General features: G+C 67.6%; 21 protein-coding genes. 9 read left to right on the top strand and 12 right to left on the bottom strand.

Going from position 1 to position 19459, the window contains the following annotated elements; genetic code table 11:
- Nucleotides 1–51: 51 nt before the first annotated feature.
- Nucleotides 52–1161: a 3-isopropylmalate dehydrogenase gene (gene leuB / locus ACO2RV_RS09780; RefSeq protein WP_423292322.1), complete on the top strand. Its 1110-nt coding sequence runs from the start codon at nt 52–54 to the stop codon at nt 1159–1161.
- Between the two features lie 85 nt (nt 1162–1246).
- Here the strand turns inward: leuB and ACO2RV_RS09785 are convergent, their stop codons facing one another.
- Both ACO2RV_RS09785 and ACO2RV_RS09790 read right to left on the bottom strand, forming a co-directional pair.
- Entirely contained in the window at nt 1247–1519 is a 273-nt protein-coding gene (locus ACO2RV_RS09785; RefSeq protein ID WP_423292324.1) for a hypothetical protein, read from the bottom strand.
- A 98-nt stretch (nt 1520–1617) separates the two neighbouring features.
- Complete coding sequence (locus ACO2RV_RS09790; protein WP_423292326.1) at nt 1618–2553, bottom strand: polyprenyl synthetase family protein; 936 nt, start codon at nt 2551–2553, stop codon at nt 1618–1620.
- A 137-nt stretch (nt 2554–2690) separates the two neighbouring features.
- Between ACO2RV_RS09790 and ACO2RV_RS09795 the strand changes: the two genes are divergently transcribed.
- From ACO2RV_RS09795 to ACO2RV_RS09810, 4 genes are all read left to right on the top strand, one after another.
- On the top strand, nt 2691–3371 hold the full coding sequence (locus ACO2RV_RS09795; RefSeq protein WP_423292328.1) for a transglycosylase domain-containing protein: 681 nt from the start codon (nt 2691–2693) through the stop codon (nt 3369–3371).
- Nucleotides 3372–3551: 180 nt separating this feature from the next.
- Entirely contained in the window at nt 3552–3737 is a 186-nt protein-coding gene (gene rpmF / locus ACO2RV_RS09800) for a 50S ribosomal protein L32 (RefSeq protein WP_144344354.1), read from the top strand.
- A 204-nt stretch (nt 3738–3941) separates the two neighbouring features.
- Nucleotides 3942–5222: an alpha/beta hydrolase gene (locus tag ACO2RV_RS09805; protein WP_423292331.1), complete on the top strand. Its 1281-nt coding sequence runs from the start codon at nt 3942–3944 to the stop codon at nt 5220–5222.
- 134 nt (nt 5223–5356) lie between these two features.
- The gene (locus tag ACO2RV_RS09810) at nt 5357–7063 is read left to right on the top strand and encodes an EAL domain-containing protein (RefSeq protein WP_423292333.1); all 1707 of its coding nucleotides are present in this window, start codon (nt 5357–5359) and stop codon (nt 7061–7063) included.
- Between the two features lie 110 nt (nt 7064–7173).
- On the opposite strand, the gene phaR is transcribed toward ACO2RV_RS09810, so the two are convergent.
- Entirely contained in the window at nt 7174–7755 is a 582-nt protein-coding gene (phaR, locus tag ACO2RV_RS09815; RefSeq protein ID WP_423292335.1) for a polyhydroxyalkanoate synthesis repressor PhaR, read from the bottom strand.
- Between the two features lie 247 nt (nt 7756–8002).
- On the opposite strand from phaR, the gene ACO2RV_RS09820 reads away from it, so the two are divergent.
- Both ACO2RV_RS09820 and phbB read left to right on the top strand, forming a co-directional pair.
- Nucleotides 8003–9181: an acetyl-CoA C-acetyltransferase gene (locus tag ACO2RV_RS09820; RefSeq protein ID WP_423292337.1), complete on the top strand. Its 1179-nt coding sequence runs from the start codon at nt 8003–8005 to the stop codon at nt 9179–9181.
- Nucleotides 9182–9317: 136 nt separating this feature from the next.
- Nucleotides 9318–10043, top strand: coding sequence for an acetoacetyl-CoA reductase (phbB, locus tag ACO2RV_RS09825; protein ID WP_423292339.1), 726 nt, complete (start codon nt 9318–9320; stop codon nt 10041–10043).
- A gap of 44 nt (nt 10044–10087) precedes the next feature.
- Here phbB and ACO2RV_RS09830 read toward each other — a convergent pair whose 3' ends face one another.
- The gene (locus ACO2RV_RS09830; protein ID WP_423292341.1) at nt 10088–10339 is read right to left on the bottom strand and encodes a PepSY domain-containing protein; all 252 of its coding nucleotides are present in this window, start codon (nt 10337–10339) and stop codon (nt 10088–10090) included.
- A 172-nt stretch (nt 10340–10511) separates the two neighbouring features.
- On the opposite strand from ACO2RV_RS09830, the gene ACO2RV_RS09835 reads away from it, so the two are divergent.
- Complete coding sequence (locus ACO2RV_RS09835) at nt 10512–11375, top strand: DMT family transporter (RefSeq protein ID WP_423292343.1); 864 nt, start codon at nt 10512–10514, stop codon at nt 11373–11375.
- Between the two features lie 128 nt (nt 11376–11503).
- Here the strand turns inward: ACO2RV_RS09835 and ACO2RV_RS09840 are convergent, their stop codons facing one another.
- From ACO2RV_RS09840 to thpR, 5 genes are all read right to left on the bottom strand, one after another.
- Nucleotides 11504–11944, bottom strand: coding sequence for a cupin domain-containing protein (locus ACO2RV_RS09840; RefSeq protein ID WP_423292345.1), 441 nt, complete (start codon nt 11942–11944; stop codon nt 11504–11506).
- Between the two features lie 11 nt (nt 11945–11955).
- Entirely contained in the window at nt 11956–12729 is a 774-nt protein-coding gene (gloB, locus tag ACO2RV_RS09845; RefSeq protein WP_423292347.1) for a hydroxyacylglutathione hydrolase, read from the bottom strand.
- A 110-nt stretch (nt 12730–12839) separates the two neighbouring features.
- Nucleotides 12840–13358 (bottom strand): invasion associated locus B family protein, encoded by a 519-nt coding sequence (locus ACO2RV_RS09850; protein WP_423292349.1) that lies wholly within the window; start codon nt 13356–13358, stop codon nt 12840–12842.
- 203 nt (nt 13359–13561) lie between these two features.
- Complete coding sequence (locus tag ACO2RV_RS09855) at nt 13562–13957, bottom strand: YkvA family protein (protein WP_423292351.1); 396 nt, start codon at nt 13955–13957, stop codon at nt 13562–13564.
- An 89-nt stretch (nt 13958–14046) separates the two neighbouring features.
- Nucleotides 14047–14580: an RNA 2',3'-cyclic phosphodiesterase gene (gene thpR / locus ACO2RV_RS09860; RefSeq protein ID WP_423292353.1), complete on the bottom strand. Its 534-nt coding sequence runs from the start codon at nt 14578–14580 to the stop codon at nt 14047–14049.
- Nucleotides 14581–14772: 192 nt separating this feature from the next.
- Between thpR and ACO2RV_RS09865 the strand changes: the two genes are divergently transcribed.
- Nucleotides 14773–15681 carry an MOSC domain-containing protein gene (locus ACO2RV_RS09865; RefSeq protein ID WP_423292355.1) on the top strand — a complete coding sequence of 303 codons (909 nt, stop codon included), beginning with the start codon at nt 14773–14775 and terminating at the stop codon, nt 15679–15681.
- Nucleotides 15682–15768: 87 nt separating this feature from the next.
- Here ACO2RV_RS09865 and ACO2RV_RS09870 read toward each other — a convergent pair whose 3' ends face one another.
- The 3 genes from ACO2RV_RS09870 to prfA form a co-directional block, all read right to left on the bottom strand.
- Nucleotides 15769–16890: a DUF4167 domain-containing protein gene (locus ACO2RV_RS09870; protein WP_423292357.1), complete on the bottom strand. Its 1122-nt coding sequence runs from the start codon at nt 16888–16890 to the stop codon at nt 15769–15771.
- Nucleotides 16891–17489: 599 nt separating this feature from the next.
- Nucleotides 17490–18341, bottom strand: coding sequence for a peptide chain release factor N(5)-glutamine methyltransferase (prmC, locus tag ACO2RV_RS09875; RefSeq protein WP_423292359.1), 852 nt, complete (start codon nt 18339–18341; stop codon nt 17490–17492).
- On the bottom strand, nt 18338–19435 hold the full coding sequence (gene prfA / locus ACO2RV_RS09880; RefSeq protein ID WP_423292361.1) for a peptide chain release factor 1: 1098 nt from the start codon (nt 19433–19435) through the stop codon (nt 18338–18340). Before prfA ends, prmC begins: the two co-directional genes overlap by 4 nt.
- Nucleotides 19436–19459: the final 24 nt, after the last annotated feature.

Below are 19459 nucleotides of genomic sequence, written 5' to 3' on the forward strand. Positions count from 1 at the left end.
CGGCCGGGAGCACCGCACACAGGCGGCATACAGGCGCACGCGAGGGAACCCATGGCCACCCACAAGCTCCTCCTCCTCCCCGGCGACGGCATCGGCACCGAAGTGATGGCCGAAGTGAAGAAGGTCATCGCCTGGCTCGATGCGCAGGGGCTCGCTTCCTTCGCCATCGAGGAGGACCTCGTCGGCGGCGCGGCCTATGATTCCTGCGGTCAGCCGATCTCCGAGGAGGCGATGGCCAAGGCGTTTGCCGCCGACGCCATCCTGCTCGGCGCGGTGGGCGGGCCGAAATGGGCCAACGTGCCCTATGAGGCGCGCCCCGAGGCGGGCCTGCTGCGCCTGCGCAAGGACCTGCAGCTGTTCGCCAATCTGCGCCCGGCCATGTGCTATCCCGCGCTCGCCGATGCCTCCAGCCTGAAGCGCGAGCTGGTCGAGGGGCTCGACATCCTCATCGTGCGCGAATTGACCGGCGGCGTGTATTTCGGCGAGCCCAAGACCATCACCGACCTCTTGGACGGGCAGAAGCGCGCGGTCGACACCCAGGTCTATGAATCCTACGAGATCGAGCGCATCGCCCGCGTCGCCTTCGAACTCGCCCGCACCCGCCGCGGCAAGGTGGTCTCCACCGAGAAGCACAACGTCATGAAGACCGGCGTGCTGTGGAAGCAGGTGGTGAGCGAGGTGCACGGCTCCGACTATAATGACGTGTCGCTGGAGCATCAGCTCGCCGACAGCTGCGGCATGCAGCTGGTGCGTGCGCCCAAGCAGTTCGACGTCATCGTCACCGACAATCTGTTCGGCGACATCCTCTCCGACGTCGCCGCCATGCTCACCGGCTCGCTGGGCATGCTGCCCTCGGCCTCGCTCGGCGCGGTGGAGGAGATTTCCGGCAAGCGCCGCGCGCTCTACGAGCCGGTGCACGGCGCCGCGCCGGATATCGCCGGCAAGGGCCTCGCCAATCCCATCGCCATGATCGGCTCGCTCGCCATGGCGCTGCGCTATTCCTTCGGGCAGATCGAAGCGGCCGACCGCATCGAGGCGGCGATTTCCGCCGTACTGGCCGATGGCTACCGCACCGGCGACATCTGGTCGGAAGGCATGACCCGCGTCGGCACCGCCGGCATGGGCGATGCCGTCATCGCCGAGCTCGGCAAGGCGGCCTGACCGGCCTCCCTTTCCCTGCTGCGAAAAACAAAAGCCCGGCGCGAGCCGGGCTTTTTTCATGCGGCAGGAGGCTTGCTTAGGCGAATCAGAAGCCGGGTAGTTCGAAGGCGCTCGGCAGCGGCCAGCGCGTGCCGGTGATCGTGCTGGTGTCGCCATAGGTCGGGTAGCGCGGGAATGTCGCGTAGACGTAGTTGAGATCGCGCGTCGTGCCGGGCTTCACCACCGGACCGGGGTCCAGGAAGGAGCGCGGCGGCTGCTTGCGAATGATGATGCGCGTCTCCTGCGCCTGCACCGGCGCGGTGGCGACGAGGGCGGCACTGGCGATCAGGCCGGCAAGGATGAACGGGGCGACACGCATTTTAACCTCCCGTAGCGGCGTCCCGAGTCGGACGACGCAACTTAACGCCACGACAACATATGGTCGGAACTTATCGTTCCGTCGAGATGAGGGAATTACTAATTCCGCCGTTCGGCGATGAAGTAAGCCGCTTCATTGAGGAGTGTGGCTTTGCTGCCGAAGGGTTCGAGCGCGGAAATCGCCTCCGCCACCAGCCGCGCCAGCTCCGCCCGCGCGCCCTCCACACCCATCAGGCCGACCAGCGTGCCCTTGCCGGCGGCGGCATCCTTGCCCACCGCCTTGCCCACCGTGCCGGCGTCGCCCTCCACATCCAGCAGGTCGTCGGCGATCTGGAAGGCGCGTCCGATGGCGCGGGCATAAAGGTCGAGCGCCGCGCTTTCGCGGGCGCTGGCCCGCCCCAACCCGGCCCCTGCCTCGCAGGCGTAGCGCAGCAGCGCGCCGGTCTTGAGTGCCTGCAGATGTTGGATTGCGGGGGCGCTGAGGGCGGCGGGGTCGCCTGCGTCGAACCGCCCTTCGGCGGCGAGGTCGAGCATCTGGCCGCCCACCATGCCGCCGGCGCCGGCCGCGCGCGCGAGCCCGGCGACGAGGGCGATGCGCACGCCGGCATCCGGGCCCGCTTCCTCCCAGGAGAGGATTTCGAAGGCGAGGGTCAGCAGCCCGTCGCCGGCGAGGATGGCGGTCGCCTCGTCATAGGCCTTGTGCACGGTCGGCTGGCCGCGCCGTAGGTCGTCGTCATCCATCGCCGGCAGGTCGTCATGCGCCAGCGAGTAGCAGTGCACGCATTCCAGTGCGGCGGCGGCGGGTAGGGCCTGCTCCCGCGTCACGCCGAACAGCGCGGCGGACTGGATGACAAGGAAGGGCCGCAACCGCTTGCCACCGGCCAGCGCGGCATGGCGCATCGCGCCCGCCAGCCGTGCGCTCGGCACGCCGCTGCGAGTGATGGCCGCATCGATATAGGTGCTGACAGCTTGCGCCGAATCGGCGAGCGCCTGGGCAAGGCGGGGGGACGTGCTCGCGGGCGTGGAGGCGGGCATGGGGAGGGGCCTTCTCGTTTCACGGCTGCCGCCTGCCTGCCCGAGCCGCCGCGGCCGGTCAAGCAGCTGTGACGACGCGGCTTCCGGTCGACCCGGCCGGCGCCTCTGGGTAACATCGCTGGGGCAAGGGAGAGCGGATGGGCGTAGTGTGGTCATGGGTATGGAAGGCGGCGGTATTGATCGTCGCGGCGCCGCTGCTGCTCGGGCTGCTGTATCACGTCGTGCCGCCGGTCTCGACGCTCATGCTGGCGCGGCAGGCGGTGCTGGCGCCGGTGACGCGCATCTGGGTGCCGATCGAGTCGATTTCGCCGGCGCTGATCCGCAGCGTGCTGGCGTCCGAGGATGCCCGGTTCTGCCAGCATTTTGGCGTCGACCTCGTCGAACTGCAGAATGTGATGGACACGGCCGATGACGGCGAGCCGGCGCGCGGGGCTTCCACCATCACCATGCAGCTCGCCAAGAATCTGTTCCTGTGGAACGGGCGAAGCTTCATCCGCAAGGGGCTGGAGTTTCCGCTGGCGCTCTATCTCAACGCGGTGATGTCGAAGCGGCGACAGCTGGAGATCTATCTCAACATCGCGGAGTGGGGCCCGACCGGCGAGTTCGGCGTCGAGGCGGGCGCCCGCCGTGCCTTCGGTGTGGGCGCGGGCAGTCTTTCCGGCCGGCAGGCGGCGCTGCTGGCGGTGATGCTGCCCAATCCGTTCCGCCGGGATGCCCGCCGGCCCGGTCCGGGGCTCAGCCGGCTGGCGGGAAACCTGCAGGCCCGGCTGCCGCGCGAGGGGCCGGAACTCACCGCCTGCCTCGGCCTGCGCTCCTGAGGCGCGCCATGTCGGCTTGACGGTCCTGCACGCGACGTTCATGACGCCGCGGAAAAGGACTGCCGCGCCCCCCTTTCGCTCGCGCGCATGAATCTGTATAAGCCGCCACTCGAATTACGCACGACCCCGGCGCCGGCCCTCCTGACAGAGCGTGAGCCATGCCGGTACAGGAGAAGACTGATGGCCGTTCCGAAGAAGAAAACCAGCCCGTCGCGTCGCGGCATGCGCCGTTCCGCCGATGCCCTCGCCAAGCCGACCTATGTCGAGGACAAGGACTCCGGCGAGCTGCGCCGTCCGCACCATCTCGACCTGAAGACCGGCATGTACAAGGGCCGTCAGGTGCTGAAGGTCAAGGCCGAGGCCTGATCCCGGCTGCTGGGCAACGCCGGCTGGCGTGTCCGTGCGAATATCGATCCGTTATCAGGATTGGCCGGCCTCGCCTGCGAGGCCGGCTTTCGTGTGTCTTAACCCTGCCGCGGATCTGGCGTTCGTCCCTGAGTTGAGCGTTTCTCATCTGCGTGCCGAAATGCTATGACGACATCGGCTTGAAAGCTGTGGGGACCGGTTGTGTTGCGTATCGGGCATAATTCTTCCAGCGCCGGCACGGCGACGGTACGTATGGCGCTGGTGGGGGTGGTGCTCGTGTGTGCCGGCCTTCTCGCCGGATGCGCCGGCCGGCCGGGGGCGGATGCGCTCGACGTTGTCAGCACGTCGGTGCCGGGCGCCAGCGAACACGTCATCCTCGTCGCCTCGTCGCGTGCCCGTGATCCCAAGCCGGGCGTGTTCTACAATGGCGAACGCACGCCGGCGCTTTCCTTCGCCAAGGTCGACATCACCGTTCCGCCGACCCACAAGCCGGGCATGACCGAAATTCCCCGCGGCCAACCCAACCCGGCCACCGACATGACGGTGCGCGAGGCGGTCTACCGCGACACGCCGCAGGAATTCACCAACGACCTCAAGGCGCAGCTGGCACTGCGTCCGAAGGGAGAGAAGACCGTCTTCCTGTTCGTCCACGGCTACAACACGCTGTTTTCCGAGGCGCTGTACCGCTTCACGCAGATGGCGGAGGATTCGAAGTCGACCGCCGTGCCGGTGCTGTTCACCTGGGCCTCGCGCGGCAGCGTCGCCGACTATGTCTACGACAACAACAGCGCGACGGCCGCGCGCGACCGGCTTGAAGAGACGATCAATCTCATCTTCGACAGCGGCGCAGAGCGGGTGTCGATCATGGCCCATTCCATGGGGAACTGGGTCACCGTCGAGGCGCTGCGGCAGATCCAGATCTCCGGGCGCGGGCTGCCGCAGGAAAAGGTCGGCAACATCATCCTCGCCGCGCCGGACATCGACGTCGACGTCTTCAAGTCCCAGCTCCGGCGCTTCGGCAAGCCGGCCAAGCCGTTCATCGTCATCGTCTCGCGCGACGACAAGGCACTGGCCTTCTCCGACTTCATCGCCGGCGACAAGCCGCGCCTCGGCGCCTTCACCAATGATGCGGAACTGGTCGGGCTCGGCGCCGTTGTCGTCGACATGACGAATGTGAAGTCGACGGACGGTTTCAACCACAGCAAGTTCGCCCAGCTTGCCGAACTCGCCCCGGAGCTGAGAGGCGTGATGGCGCGGGCGCAGCCGGCCAACTCCCAGAACGAGCTGATGAACAAGCTCGGCCTCTCCGGCATTCATTTCGCCGGCGCCGACACGGCCCAGCTGCGGACCGTGGCGACGAGCGCGCTGCCGACGAGGGACGCGCCGAAGCCGGCCGCGAATGCCGCCCCGCTTCCGGCGACGGAAGCGGAGCCGGTGGAGGAAGTCGCCGACAAGGCGGTTGCCGCTGGCGTGCTGAACCCGTGAAACGGCGCGCCTGAGGTTCGCGCCTTCCTCAGTGTCGGCGCGCGGGCCTATCGATGTTATATTTCGAAATCATGATGAATTTGGCTGCATATATCCGATGAAATCGCCGTGTCGTCCCTTTCGGGCGCCCCGCCATGCCTGAGACCGCCGCTCATCGCGAGATCGGCAATGAGCCGCTGTCGACGATGGCGGTTGCGGACACCGTTCGCGGGCTCGGCGGCGCGGCCTATTCCTGGACCCTCGGCAACGATCGGCTGATCTGGAGCGCGGGAGCGAGCGAGCTGCTCGGCCCGGAGCGAGTCGGCTGTGCCGATCGTGGCCGGGATTATGACGGATTGATCGCGCCCGGCTCCGGCCTGGGCCGCGCGGAGGCGGCGCTCGCCAGCCATTCTGCCGGCATCCGCCCCGGCACACGCCTGTTCGAAACGGTCTATTGCCTGGTCTCGCCGCAGGACGAGCCGCCGAAGCGCCTCTGGGTGGAGGATCGCGGCGTCGGCTTCTTCGATGATGGCGGGCGCCTTCAGCGGGTCGACGGCATGGTGCGTCGCCTCTCGGTCGGGCGTCCGGTGCGTGGTTCGGGCGCGCCGGGCGAAGCCGAGCCGCAGCCCGAGCGCCAGCGCCTGGCGCGCCTGCTCGATGCCCGGCTCGGTGATGCCTTCCTGTCCGGCGACGAGTTCGGCTTCCTGCTGTTCGGGATCGACCATCTGGGGCGCCTCAACGACGCCTATGGGTTCCAGGTCGGCGACGAGGTGCTCGACATCGTGTGGATGCGGCTGCGCGCGCAGCTCGGCCCCGGCGAGGAGATCGCGCGCTTCTCGGGCAGCAAGTTCGGGGTGATCCTGCCGGCCCTTCCGCCGGAAGGGTTGACCAGTGCGCAGCGCTTCCTCACCAGCGTCAACGCCACCCCGCCGCGCACCAGTGCCGGGGCGGTGGTGGCCAATGTCTCGGCCGGCGGACTGGTGGCGCCGCGCCACGCACGCAGCGTCGCCGAGATCTTCTCGCATGCGCAGGATGCGCTGCAGAATGCCCGTGCGACCGCGCGCGGCAGCGTCGAGATCTACACGCCGGGAGCCGACAAGACGATCGAGCGGCGGGCCAATTTGCGCTTCGCCGACGACATCGTGTCGGCCATAGGCGAGCGGCGGATCGCGCTCGCCTTCCAGCCGATCGCGCACAGCCGCACGCGCGAGATCGCCTTCCACGAGGCGCTGGTGCGCATCCACGGGCATGACGGGCGGGTCTATGACGGCGCCACCATCATGCCGGCGGCCGAGCGTTTCGGCCTGACCCGGCTGATCGACCGCCGGTCGATGGAGCTGGCGTTGGCGGCGCTGCGCGAGGATGCGGCGCTCCGGCTGTCGGTCAACGTGTCGCCGGCCTCGATTCATGACGGCATCTGGCAGCGCATCCTGGAGGAAGGCGCGCGGGAGAGGCTGTGCGAGCGGCTGATCGTCGAGCTGACGGAATCGGCGAACATCGCCGATGTCGAGACGATGCGGCGGCGGGTGAGCTGGCTGCACGATCTGGGCTGCCGCGTCGCGATGGACGATTTCGGCGTCGGCCACACCTCGTTCCGCAGCCTGCGCCGCCTCGGCTTCGATCTTCTCAAGATCGACGGCAGCTTCATCTGTTCAATGATGGAATCGGGCGAGGACCGCCATTTCGTGCGAGCCCTGCTGGAACTCGCCAATAATCTCGACATCGAGACCGTCGCCGAATGGGTGCTCGACGAGGAAACCGGCCGGCAACTGGTCGAGTGGGGGTGCAGCTATCTGCAGGGCCAGCTCATCGGGCTGGCGGCGGCCGCACCTGTCTCTACCAACGCGGTCGCCGGCACCTGAGCGCATTGGCCGGGCACACCATGCCGGCAACGTGAAGCCGCCGGGCACGGCAACCTCGCGCCCGGTCCGGCTTGTCGCAGCGGCCCTTGTCTCATCGACCCTTCCGGGACTCAGCTCTTCTTGGAGCCGTCGCCGAGCTGGTCGAGCCGCCGCTGCATGTCCGCGACCTGGCGCTTGAGCTCATCGAAATCGTCGGTGCGGGCCGGTGCCGCTGTTCCGGGGGCCTGTTCGTCGACGCGCCCGTTCGGCAGGAACATCTTGAAGGCGCGGTCGAAGATTTCCATGTTCCGCCGCACCTGCTCTTCCATCACGCCGAAACCGCCGACGCCGACACCGAAGGTCTTGGCGAACTGCTCGCGCAGCGGCCCCTGTTCCTTGGTGAAGTTCTCGATCGACATGTCGAGATAGCGCGGAACCAGCATCTGCATGCTGTCGCCGTAGAAGCGGATGATCTGGCGTAGGAAGTTGATCGGCAGCAGACTCTGCCCCTTTCCCTCCTGCTCGAAGATGATCTGCGTCAAGACAGAATGGGTGATGTCATCGGACGATTTGGCGTCGTAAACAACGAAGTCTTCGCCGTTCTTTACCATTTGGGCGAGGTCTTCAAGCGTCACATAAGTGCTTGTGCCGGTGTTGTAGAGGCGGCGGTTCGCATACTTCTTGATGGTGACGGGTTCGTTTGATTTGGCCATCTTGATCCAGTCGCCTTGTTCGTTTCCCCTTGAAACTCTAGGACGTTTCCACACCGTCGGCTACTGGATTGTGCAGTGCGCGAAGGGGCTTGAGCGCGAGACGATGACAGCGCGATGACCGGGGGAATTTACCGGCCGGCATTGACATGGATCAGTTGCGCCACCCACGATGGCGGCACATTTAAACAGTGCACGGTGTCGCGTTCCGCAAAGGCACCGCAAGGACCGCATCGGGAGGGTCTGTTTCATGAAGGACGACATCGTCATCGTCGGTGCCGCACGCACGGCCGTCGGCGCGTTCAACGGGGCGCTCTCGTCGCTGCCGGCGCATGAGCTTGGCAAGGTCGCCATCACCGCCGCGCTGGAGCGCGCAGGCGTCGCCCCCGGTGAGGTCAGCGAGACCATCATGGGCCAGATCCTCACCGCCGGCGCCGGGCAGAACCCGGCGCGCCAGGCCTCGGTCGCGGCGGGCATTCCCGTGGAGAGCCCGGCCTGGGGCGTCAACCAGCTGTGCGGCTCGGGCCTGCGCGCGGTGGCGCTGGGCTATCAGGCGATCCTCAATGGCGACAGCGACATCGTGGTCGCCGGCGGCCAGGAGTCGATGAGCCAGGCGCCGCACTGCGCGAATCTGCGCAACGGCACCAAGATGGGTTCGCTCGAGATGGTCGACACCATGATCAAGGACGGCCTGTGGGATGCCTTCAACGGCTACCACATGGGCACGACCGCCGAGAACGTCGCCCGCCAGTGGCAGATCACCCGCGAGCAGCAGGACGCCTTCGCGGTCGCCTCGCAGAACAAGGCCGAGGCGGCGCAGAAGAGCGGGCGCTTCAAGGACGAGATCGTCCCGGTCACCATCTCCACCCGCAAGGGCGACATCATCGTCTCCGACGACGAATATCCCCGCCACGGTGCCACCCTCGATTCGATGACGAAGCTGCGTCCGGCCTTTTCCAAGGATGGCACGGTGACGGCGGGCAATGCCTCTGGCATCAATGACGGTGCCGCCGCCGTGGTGCTGATGACCGCGGCAAAGGCCCTGAGCGCGGGCAAGAAGCCGCTAGCGCGCATCGTCTCCTGGGCGCAGGCCGGCGTCGATCCCGCGATCATGGGCTCCGGCCCGATCCCGGCCTCGCGCCGCGCGCTGGAGAAGGCCGGCTGGAGCGCGGCCGACCTCGACCTGATCGAGGCCAATGAGGCCTTCGCTGCGCAGGCCTGCGCGGTGAACAAGGATCTCGGCTGGGACACGTCGAAGGTCAATGTGAATGGCGGCGCCATTGCCATCGGCCATCCGATCGGCGCGTCCGGCGCGCGCATCCTCACCACGCTGATCTACGAAATGCAGAAGCGCGACGCCAAGAAGGGCCTCGCTACGCTGTGCATCGGCGGCGGCATGGGCATCGCCATGTGCATCGAGCGCGAGTGACGCGCAGGACGCAGCCCGTGCGGTCTGTGACAAGATGGTGCGGCAAGATGGGGAAACCCACCTTGCTGTGAGGAAAAGGCGACGTACAAGCCGTCGCGCAGTCCTTGGGGAAGGACGCCAGAGGGGGGTGAGTGAAATGAGTCGTGTTGCGTTGGTCACCGGCGGCACCCGTGGTATCGGCGCCGCCGTCGGCAAGGCGCTGAAGGCGGCCGGCTACAAGGTCGCCGCCAATTATGCGGGCAATGACGCCGCCGCCGCCGACTTCACCGCCGAGACCGGTATTCCGGCCTTCAAATGGGACGTTTCCGACTTCGAGGCCTGCAAGGCGGGCATCGCGGAGGTGACGGCGAAGCTCGGCCCGGTGGACGTGCTGGTCAACAATGCGGGCATCACCCGCGACGGCATGCTGCACAAGATGGCGCCGGAGCAGTGGCAGGCGGTGATCAACACCAACCTCAATTCGGTGTTCAACATGTGCCGCAACGTGATCGAGGGCATGCGCGACCGCAATTTCGGCCGCATCGTCACCATCTCCTCGATCAACGGACAGAAGGGGCAGGCGGGCCAGACCAACTATTCCGCCGCCAAGGCCGGCGAGATCGGCTTCACCAAGGCGCTGGCGCAGGAAAACGCCAAGAAGGGCATCACCGTCAACGCCATCTGCCCCGGCTATATCGGCACGGAGATGGTCAAGGCGGTGCCGCAGGACGTGCTCGACAAGCATGTGCTGCCGCAGATCCCGCTCGGGCGGCTGGGCGAGCCGGAGGAGATCGCGCGCAGCGTGGTGTTCCTCGTGGCCGACGAGGCCGGCTTCATCACCGGCTCGACGCTCACGGTCAATGGTGGGCAGTACATGGCGTGAGACGCGCGGGCGGTTGCATGCGAAGCCTGTCTGCCGGCCGAAGCCTACTTGATCGAGATCACCTTGCCGTCGACGGCGTTGATCTCGATCTCCATCTTCTTGCCCTTGGCATCGAGGCCCTCGGCCTCCCATTTGGACTGGCCCTTCTCGTGCTCGTGCTCGAGCTTGGCGACCGTCGCCATGCCGTGGGCGCGCACGATCACCAGCGCCTCGTCGATGCCGATAGTGGCCTGCGCAAATGCCGCCGTGGACAGGAGAGCGAAGGCGAAGGCGAAGGCGAGGGCCGGGCGCGTCATCGGAGTTCTCCTCGGGTGAACCTGAAGCAGGCTGCCTAAACGTAAGCTCTGGCGGTAACGACGTCCATCGCCGTTCGTGGGGCGTTTTGGGGGAGGCGCTTTGGCGGCGGGCGCTTGGCGGGCGAGCAAGTCGCGGCCATAAGGGGCCGTTCGACTCGAAGGTCCCCGCCACATGTCCCGTTCCACCGCCACCTTCACCGGCTTCACCGCCATCCTGCTCTGGGCGACGCTGGCGCTCGCCACCTCCGCGACCGGCGCGGTGCCGCCCTTTCTGCTGACGGCGCTAACCTTCACCATTGGTGGGCTGGTCGGCCTCATTGCCGGGCTGGCGCGCGGTGTCGGCCTCGGGGTGTTCCGCCAGCCTTGGCCGGTATGGCTGCACGGCGTTGGCGGGCTGTTCGGCTACCACTTCTTCTATTTTTCGGCGCTGAAGCTCGCCCCGCCGGCCGAGGCGGGGCTGATCGCCTATCTGTGGCCGCTGCTCATCGTGCTGTTCTCGGCCTTCCTGCCGGGCGAGAAGCTGCGGCCGGCGCATATTGTCGGCGCGCTGATGGGGCTGGCCGGCACGGTCGTGCTGCTGGGGGCCAAGGCCGGCGGCTTCGGCTTCGCGGCGGAATATGTGCCGGGCTATCTCGCGGCGGCGGTCTGCGCGGTGGTGTGGTCGGTCTATTCCGTCGCCTCGCGCCGCTTCGCCAGCGTGCCGACTGAGGTGGTGGCCGGCTTCTGCCTCGCCACCGCGCTGCTGTCGGCGCTGTGCCATGTGGCATTCGAGCCGTCGATCTGGCCGGTGGGCCGGGAGTGGCTGGCGGTGATCGCGCTCGGTATCGGCCCGGTGGGCATCGCCTTCTACACCTGGGACATCGGCATGAAGCGCGGCGACATCCGGCTGCTCGGCGTTGCCTCCTATGCCGCGCCGGTGCTCTCCACCCTGCTCCTGGTGGCGACGGGCTTTGCGGCGGCGAGCTGGTCGCTGGCGGCAGCCTGCGCGCTCATCGTCGGTGGCGCGGCGGTAGCGACGCTGCTGGCGCGGCGCTAGAGCACGCGCCGATCAGATTGCAGCGCAATCTGATCGGATAACGCGTTCTCCACTCGTAAATCAGTCTCTAGGGCATGTTCCGCGAAAGTTGCAGACTTTTGCGATGAGAATTTGCCCCAAGTAAAAACTCAACCCGGCTCCCAGCCGGGCGCGGCGAGCTCGAAGCCGGCGAACTCGAAGCCGGGCGCTACGGTGCAGCCGACCAGCGTCCACGCGCCGAGGCTGCGCGCTGCCTGCCAGGCGCCGTGCGGGACAACGCGCTGGGGCTCTTCGCCGGCCGTGAGGTCGGCGCCGAGCCGGTAGTGCTCGACCGGGCCGGCGTCCTCGACCGCGATGGAGAGTTCCAGCGGCGCACCGGCGTGCCAGTGCCAGACCTCGACCGCATCGACACGGTGCCAGTGCGAGCGCTCGCCGGCCGCCAGCAGGAAGTAGATCGCGGTGGAGACGGCGCGACCGTCCTCGGTGCGGCGCTCGTCGCGGAAGGTCTCGCGAAAATACCCGCCTTCGGGGTGCGGCGCGAGGCCGAGCCGGGCGATGACCTCCTGGGCGGTGAGGGCAGGGGTGCTCATAGAGGCAACCCCTAGCCGCGAAAACTGTTCTTGAGGCTACGCAGCTCGGTGAACACCGCTCCCGGCTCGGCATCGGGCAGGCCGATGCGGGCGGCAAGCTCGGGGTCGTCGGCGCGCATGAACGGGTTGGTTGCCTTCTCCGCGCCGATGGTGGTCGGCAAGGTCGGCTCGCCTGCCGCGCGCAGCGCCTCGACCTCCTTCAGCCGGGCGGCCAGCGCTTCGTTGTCGGGATCGACGCTGACCGCGAAGCGGGCATTGGAGAGGGTGTATTCGTGCCCGCAATAGACCGCGATGTCGTCGGGCAGCGCGCGCAGGCGCAGCAGCGATTCCCACAGCACTGGCGGGTCGCATTCGAACGGGCGCCCGCAGCCCATGACGAACAGGGTGTCGCCGGAGAACAGCAGTCGCTCCTCCTCGAACAGGAAGACGACATGGCCCTTGGTGTGGCCCGGCGTTTCCAGTACGCGACCGACCAGGCTGCCTACGGCGACCGGATCGCCATCCACTACGGCGGTGTCGAGCCCGGGAATGGTGTCGCGCTCGGCCTTCGGACCGGTGACATGAGCGCCGTAACGTTCCTTCAGCGCCAGCACGCCGGCGATGTGGTCGGTGTGATGATGGGTGACGAAGATATGGGTGAGGTCCCAGCCCTCATGCTCCAGCGCGGCGAGCACCGGCGCCGCCTCCGGCACGTCGATGACCGCCGTGGCCTCGGTGACGGTGTCGCGCAGCAGCACGGCGTAATTGTCGGCGAGGCAGGGAATGAGACGCAGTTCGACCGGCATGGCGCTTCTCGGGCTGGTCCATCGGAGGGCGAGAAACGCGGGCGCGCCGGGCGCGTCCGCGTTTTCGGCATGTTAGTGCAGCGGACGCCGGGACGTCAGCGCTATTCCTGTCAGCGGCATTCCTGCGCGGCGCGATCGATCGCTGCGGAAATGCCCGAGAGCGAATAGGTGTCGGTGGTGACGTTGCCGCGCAGCGAGGTGCTCTTCACCACGACGTCGCGCCCCTTGCGCATCGCGTCGACGAGGCGTGCCTCCTCGGCGGCGTTGCGCACCCAGGCGCCAGTACCGCGGGTATAGAGATCGAACGAGGTCGGCCCGATGGTCAGGGTGGCATCGACGCCTTCCTTCAGCGGGAAGCCCATGACGACGCTTACCTCGCCCTTCACGTTCTCGGCCGTGCGGGTGGAAATGAAGAAATACGCCGGATCACGGCTGAGACCGGCCGGCAGCCGCGTCTTCGGCTGGGAAAGCGCGTAGCAGATCTTGCCGCCGCCGCTCTCGTCCTTGTAGACGCCCCAGTCACCGAACTGGCCTACCAGTTTCGGCGCGCCCTGGGCACTGGCACCTGTTGCGCCGATAAACGCCAGTGCCAAGCCGGCGAGTGCCGCGCGCACGATACGTCGTGCCATGGTCTCTATCCTCCGTGTTCGTCTTGCCGCTGTGCGGGTTTGCACGATTCTCCGTTCAAGCCCGTTCAGGGATATCCGCCCGTCCGGCGGCTGTGAACCCTTGCCTCGGGAAAGCGGAGGCTTTGCCGATCAAATGCGCGAAGCTTGGCGGCAAAATCAGGACCATGGTGAACGAGCGGTAAATAAAGCTGGGAACAGCGGGTTCAGCGCCCGCGCATCCGCTCGAGAGCATCGCGCGCGGCGGTGCGGTGGGCAGGGGTGATGTGGCTCGCCAGCAGGTTCAGCGCGGTGGCGAGCACCGCGGCATCATCGGTGAAGCCGAGAGCGGGAAGGATGTCCGGCACCGCGTCCGTGGGCAGCAGGAAATAGGCCAGCGCCCCGAACAGCAGCGCCCGCACCCGCGTCGGCGTGCGGGCGTCCAGCGCGCAGTAATAGGCGGCGGTGGCGTCCTCGGCGAAGGGAACGCGCGCGGCACCGGAGGCGATCTTGCGCCAGAAGCCGGCACGCACCTTCGCCTCATTGCCGGGAGCGGCATCGAAGCCGAATTCTCCCTGCTCGAAGGTCGGGTCGTCGAAAGTTCCGTCGGACCGCGCGGCCATCCTCGTTCCCATCCGGTGGGTTCTGTTCGACAGTCGAGATGGCCCCGGCCATGGCTTTTCGCAATGGCGGTGCCCGTGAAAGGCCGGCGTCAGAGCAGCGGGTAGGCTGCCTCGATGCGGTAGGGGCCGCCGCCGACGGAATCGCGCGAGGAGAACAGGACGAAGCGCGAGACCTCGAAGGTCGGGCTGCGGAAATAGCCGCGCAGAGCGAGATATTCCGCCACCTGGCGCGGCGCGACGTCGCGCAGGCGCGCCAGCGTGACGTGAGGGCGGAAATTGCGCCCCTCCGGCGGCAGACCGATGCGCTTCATCGCCCGTTCGTGCTCGGCGTGAAGCTCGGTCAGTGCCTGATTTGCCTTCACGCCGGCGAAGATCGAGTGCGGCTTGTGATTGCCGAACTGGTCGACGCCCGACAGCGTCAGGTCGAAGCCGAACCGGTCGATCTCGTCGAGCGCGGCGGCGGCGTCGCGTGCCACCGCATGGTCGACATCGCCGATGAAGCGCAGCGTGACATGGTAAAATTCCGGGCTGATCCAGCGCGCGCCGGGAAGGCCGCCCCGCAGCATGGACAGCGTTTCCGCGATGTCCGACGGAATTTCGAGGGCGGTGAAGAGCCGCGGCATTGCACCCTCCTTGAATCTCTCGCGGGGGAAATATTCCCGCGAAGAAACAGGTTCGATTTGATACGGATTCGTACCCTGAGGAAAAGCGGAAAATGCGACAGCCCGAACACGAGCGCGTTCGCGCCCCTGTTTGCCCTGTCCGCAGGCAGCTTCGGCTGACGGATCGGGGGGAAGCCTATATGGTGGGGGTCCATGAGCGAATCGACTGAAAATGGTGATGCGATCGGCGACCTGTTCGCCGACGTGTCCGCCCCAGCCGGGGCCCCGCCTCCCGAAGATGTTCCTTTGCCGGCCGAGGTTGACTCGCCGGAAGAGGTGCTCACGGGACCGATCAGCTTTGCCAGCATCGCCTCGATCTACCGCTATCCCGTGAAGGGGCTGACGCCTGAGCGGATGGAAGTGGTGGAGCTGGCGGAGGGTAGCTATTTTCCGGGCGACCGGCTGTTCGCCATCGAGAACGGCCCTTCTGGCTTCATGCCCGAGGCGCCGTCCTTCCAGCCCAAGATCAAGTTCCTGATGCTCATGCGCAATGAGCGCCTCGCCGCGCTCGATGCGATCTACGACGATGCGGCGGGCGAACTGGTCGTCCGGCACGAGGGCACGGAAGCCGTGCGCGGGGATCTGCGCACGCCCGAAGGGCGCGAGGCGATCGAGGGCTTCTTCCAGCGCTATTCCCGCTATGAACTGCGCGGCGCGCCCAGGGTGCTCCAGGCGCCGCAGGGTTTCCGTTTCGTCGACACCACGGAAGGCTTCATCTCGCTGATCAACCTGGCGAGCTGCCGCGCGCTGGGCGAGATCATCGGCCAGCCGGTCGATCCGCTGCGCTTCCGCGCCAATTTCTATCTCGACGGCATGGAGCCCTGGGAGGAGTTCGACCTCGTCGGCCAGACCATCGAGATCGGCAACCATGTCCGCCTCAAGGTCACGCAGCGCATCTTCCGCTGCGCCGCGACCAATGTGGATCCCGTCACTGCCAGGCGCGACCTCGACATTCCCGGCACGCTGATGCGCAGCTTTGGCCATACCGATTGCGGCATCTTCGCCGAGGTGCTCGAAGGCGGACTGGTCGCCGAGGGCGACTCGGTGCGCATTACGCTCTGACGCCAAACCGCCCCCGCCATGCAAAAAGGCCCGGCTGAACCGGGCCTTTTCATTTCTGCAGCCGTCCTTAGCAGGGGCGCGGCGCGCTCACTCGCCGGCTTCGGCGGTGACCGGCGTTCCGCCGCCGCCCTCGCCCTCACCTTCGCCATCGGCGCGACGGTAGCGGCGACGGCGGGTGCGCGGGGCGCGGGCCTCGCCTTCGTCCTCGCTGGTCGGCGCCGCAGGAGCGGCCTCGACGGCGGGAGACTCGGCAACGGGGGCGGCCGCGGCGCGGCGGCCGCGCGTGGGCTTCGGCGCGGGAGCGGCCTCGACGGCCGGCGCCTCGACGGCGACCGGCTCCGGGGCGACGATCTTCACCGGCTCGGACTTGACGGGCTCAACCCGGGCAGCCTCGGCGCGGGGCGCGGCAGGAGCCGGCACCGCATTGCTGCTCTGGGTGATGAAGGCCGGCAGGCCGATCTCGGACTCGACTTCCGGCCCGAGGCGCGGCTGCGGCTGCTGGGCGGGATCGCGGTAGGTATTTTCGCCGGTCGCGCGCGGCTCCCGCGGCTCGCGCGGTTCACGGAACGGCCGATTGTCGCGCTGCCAGCGGTTTTCGCGGTTGTCGCCGCGCTCCTCGCGGGGCCGATCCTCACGGGGGCCACGATCCTCACGCGGCGCGCGGTCTTCACGCGGACCACGATCCTCGCGCGGACCACGGTCCTCGCGGAAGCCGCGCTCCTGATTGCGATCCTGGCCCTGGCCCCGATCGCGGTTGTCGCGATTGTCGCGGCGATTCGGATCGCGATCGCGGTAGAAATCGCGCTGGCCGCCCTCGCGCGGAGCGTTGTCGCGCGGCTGGCCACCCTCGCGCTGGTTCTGCGGCTCGCGGGCCTGGAAGCTCGGCTGCCCCTCGGCGCCGCCTTCTTCCATCTCGTCCTCGAACTCTTCCTCTTCCTGCCGGTTGAACGGCTGGGCGGTGACGCCGAACTGGGCCTGTGCGGCGAGGATGATGCGGAAATAGTGCTCCGCGTGCTGGAGGTAGTTCTCGGCGGCGACCGGGTCGCCGGAGGCCTGCCCGTCCCGCGCGAGCTGCTGATATTTCTCGACGATATGCTGGGCGGTACCGCGCACCTTCACATCGGGGCCGTTGGATTCATAGACGCGCGTAAGCGGGTTCTGGCTGCGCCGGTTGCCGTTGTTGTTATTGTTGTTGTTACGGCTGCGCATACGCTTCTGCTGATTATTATTTCGCATCGAGCTGGTCTCTGAGCCGGTACGCCGCCGGCGGGGAAATCCCGGATCGGCTACAGGCGGGGTCATCGCCTTGATTAATCGCCGTTCTCTCGCCTTCGGCCGTCGGCCATCAGCGAAAGAAACGTCGGGAGAGAGTTGTCCCTGGAAGGCGTAGACCTCGCGCATGCCGGAACCGTCAGGGTTCCAGTGGTGCCGAAGGTCGCCGCCGACCATTGGACTTCGTTCCATGGGAGTGCATCGCCATGATGCCCCGCGACCGGCTGAGCCGGCTGCGAACGATTCCGGTCGAAGATCACCCGACCGGAAACCGGCGAGCGCAAACGTCGCGCTTCAGCCGTTCCCATGCTTCATCGTGTAACCGAGGCCACACCGACAAACCGTGAAGCATTCGCCCTTTTCGAAACATTGCCGCGCACAGCGCGCATCCGGATGAGTGACAATCTCGACCGACTGCCGAGGCAATCGCGGACCGGATCACTATGTTTGATGATGTCTCAGGACGATTCCTGTAATTAACACTAGTCGGTTCGATACCTCGTTCCAAGCGCTTTTTTGCAACAGCGTCGGTAATTTCAGGCGGTTACGCTCACGATGGCGCGTGCGACGCCGGCAAGGTCGCGCCGCGCCGGCCCATCGGCCGGGAGCCCGCTTGCCGCCATCAGCCCGGCCACGTCCGCCTCCTGGCCGATGCCCAGTTCCAGCACCGCCCGCCCGCCACCCGCCAGCAGGCGGGGAAGATCGGCGGCGATGGCGCGGTAGGCGTCGAGCCCTTCGGCGCCGCCGTCGAGGGCGAGAAGCGGATCATGGACACGCACCTCGACATCGAGCGACGCGATATCCGTGCTGGGAATATAAGGCGGATTGGAGACGACGAGATCGAAGCGCGTGGAAATCGCGCTGGCCCAGTCGCCGACGATCACCCGCGCACGCTCCGCCAGCCCCAGCTGCGCGAGATTTTCGCGGGCCTGCCGCGCCGCTCCCTCGGCCCGGTCGATGCCGAGGCCGGCGGCGTTGCGGTATTCGCTTAGGAGCGCGGCGAGGATGGCGCCTGTGCCGGTGCCGAGGTCGAGGACCGTGAGCGGCGCGGCGCGGTCGGGAAACACCTCCAGCACCGCTTCGATCAGCGTCTCGGTCTCCGGGCGGGGCACCAGCGTGTCGGGCGCGAGGGCGAACTCGAGGCTCCAGAATTCACGCCTGCCCGTCAGCCGGGCTAGCGGCTCGCCTGCCATGCGCCGCGCGGCGAGCTGATTCAACCGCGCCGCATTCTCGTCCGCGACCGGCTGTTCGCCGCGCGCCACCAAGTCGAGGTCGGCCAGGCCGAGTCCGGCCTTGAGAAGGGCGCGCGCCTCGCGCTCGGGCGCTTCCAGGCCGGCGCTCGCGAAGTCCCGCGCCAGAGCGCGCAGCAGCTCCGCCCGGCTGGTCACCGCTCGCCCCAGCCGCTGCTCTCGGCTTCCGCCAGCAGCGCCGCCTGATATTCGGTGGTGAGCGCCTCGGTCAGCTCGCTCAGCGCGTCGCCGGCGAGGATTTCGGGCAATTTGTGCAGGGTGAGGCCGATGCGATGATCGGTCACGCGGCCCTGCGGGAAATTATAAGTGCGGATGCGCTCGGAGCGGTCACCCGAGCCGACCTGCAGCTTGCGCTCGCTGGCGCGGGCGCTGTCGCGCTTCTCGCGCTCGGCCTCATAGATCCGGGCGCGCAGCATGCCCATGGCGCGCGCCTTGTTCTTATGCTGCGAGCGCTCATCCTGCACGGCGACAACGGTGCCGGTCGGGATATGGGTGATGCGCACCGCGCTCTCGGTCTTGTTGACGTGCTGGCCGCCGGCACCCGAGGCGCGGAACACGTCGATGCGCAGATCCGCCTCGTTGATGTCGATGTCGACCTCCTCGACCTCCGGCAGCACCGCGACGGTGGCGGCGGAGGTGTGGATGCGTCCCGAGCCCTCGGTCTCCGGCACGCGCTGCACGCGGTGGACGCCGGATTCGAATTTCAGCTTGGCATAGGCACCGTGGCCGTGCAGCGCGGCGACGATTTCCTTGAAGCCGCCGGCGGTGCCCTCGGTCATCGACAGCACCTCGACCGACCAGCCGTTCAGCGCGGCGAAGCGCTCATACATGCGAAACAGGTCGCCGGCGAACAGCGCCGCCTCGTCGCCGCCGGTGCCAGCGCGCACTTCGAGGATAACGCCGCGCTCGTCCATCGCGTCCTTGGGCAGCAGCGCGAGCCGCACGGCACGGGAGAGTTCCTCCACCTGCGCCTCAAGCGCGGCGGCTTCCTCCTCGGCCATCGCGGCCATGTCCCGGTCGCCTGCGGCGTCGGCGGCGAGGGCGCGGGCGTCCGCCAGCTCGCGCTCGGCCGCGCGCAGCGCCTTCACGCTGTCGACCAGCGGCGAGAGGTCGGCGAATTCGCGCGACAGCCGCACATAGGTCTCCGCCTCCGGGCTGGCAGAGAGCGCATGCTCGATTTCCGCATGGCGCGCGACGAGCTGGTCGAGCCGGGCATCGGGCAGATTGGTCACGGGCGGATACTCACAGCGGCGGGC

The sequence above is a fragment of the Ancylobacter sp. VNQ12 genome, assembly GCF_049445835.1.
Lineage (GTDB): Bacteria > Pseudomonadota > Alphaproteobacteria > Rhizobiales > Xanthobacteraceae > Ancylobacter.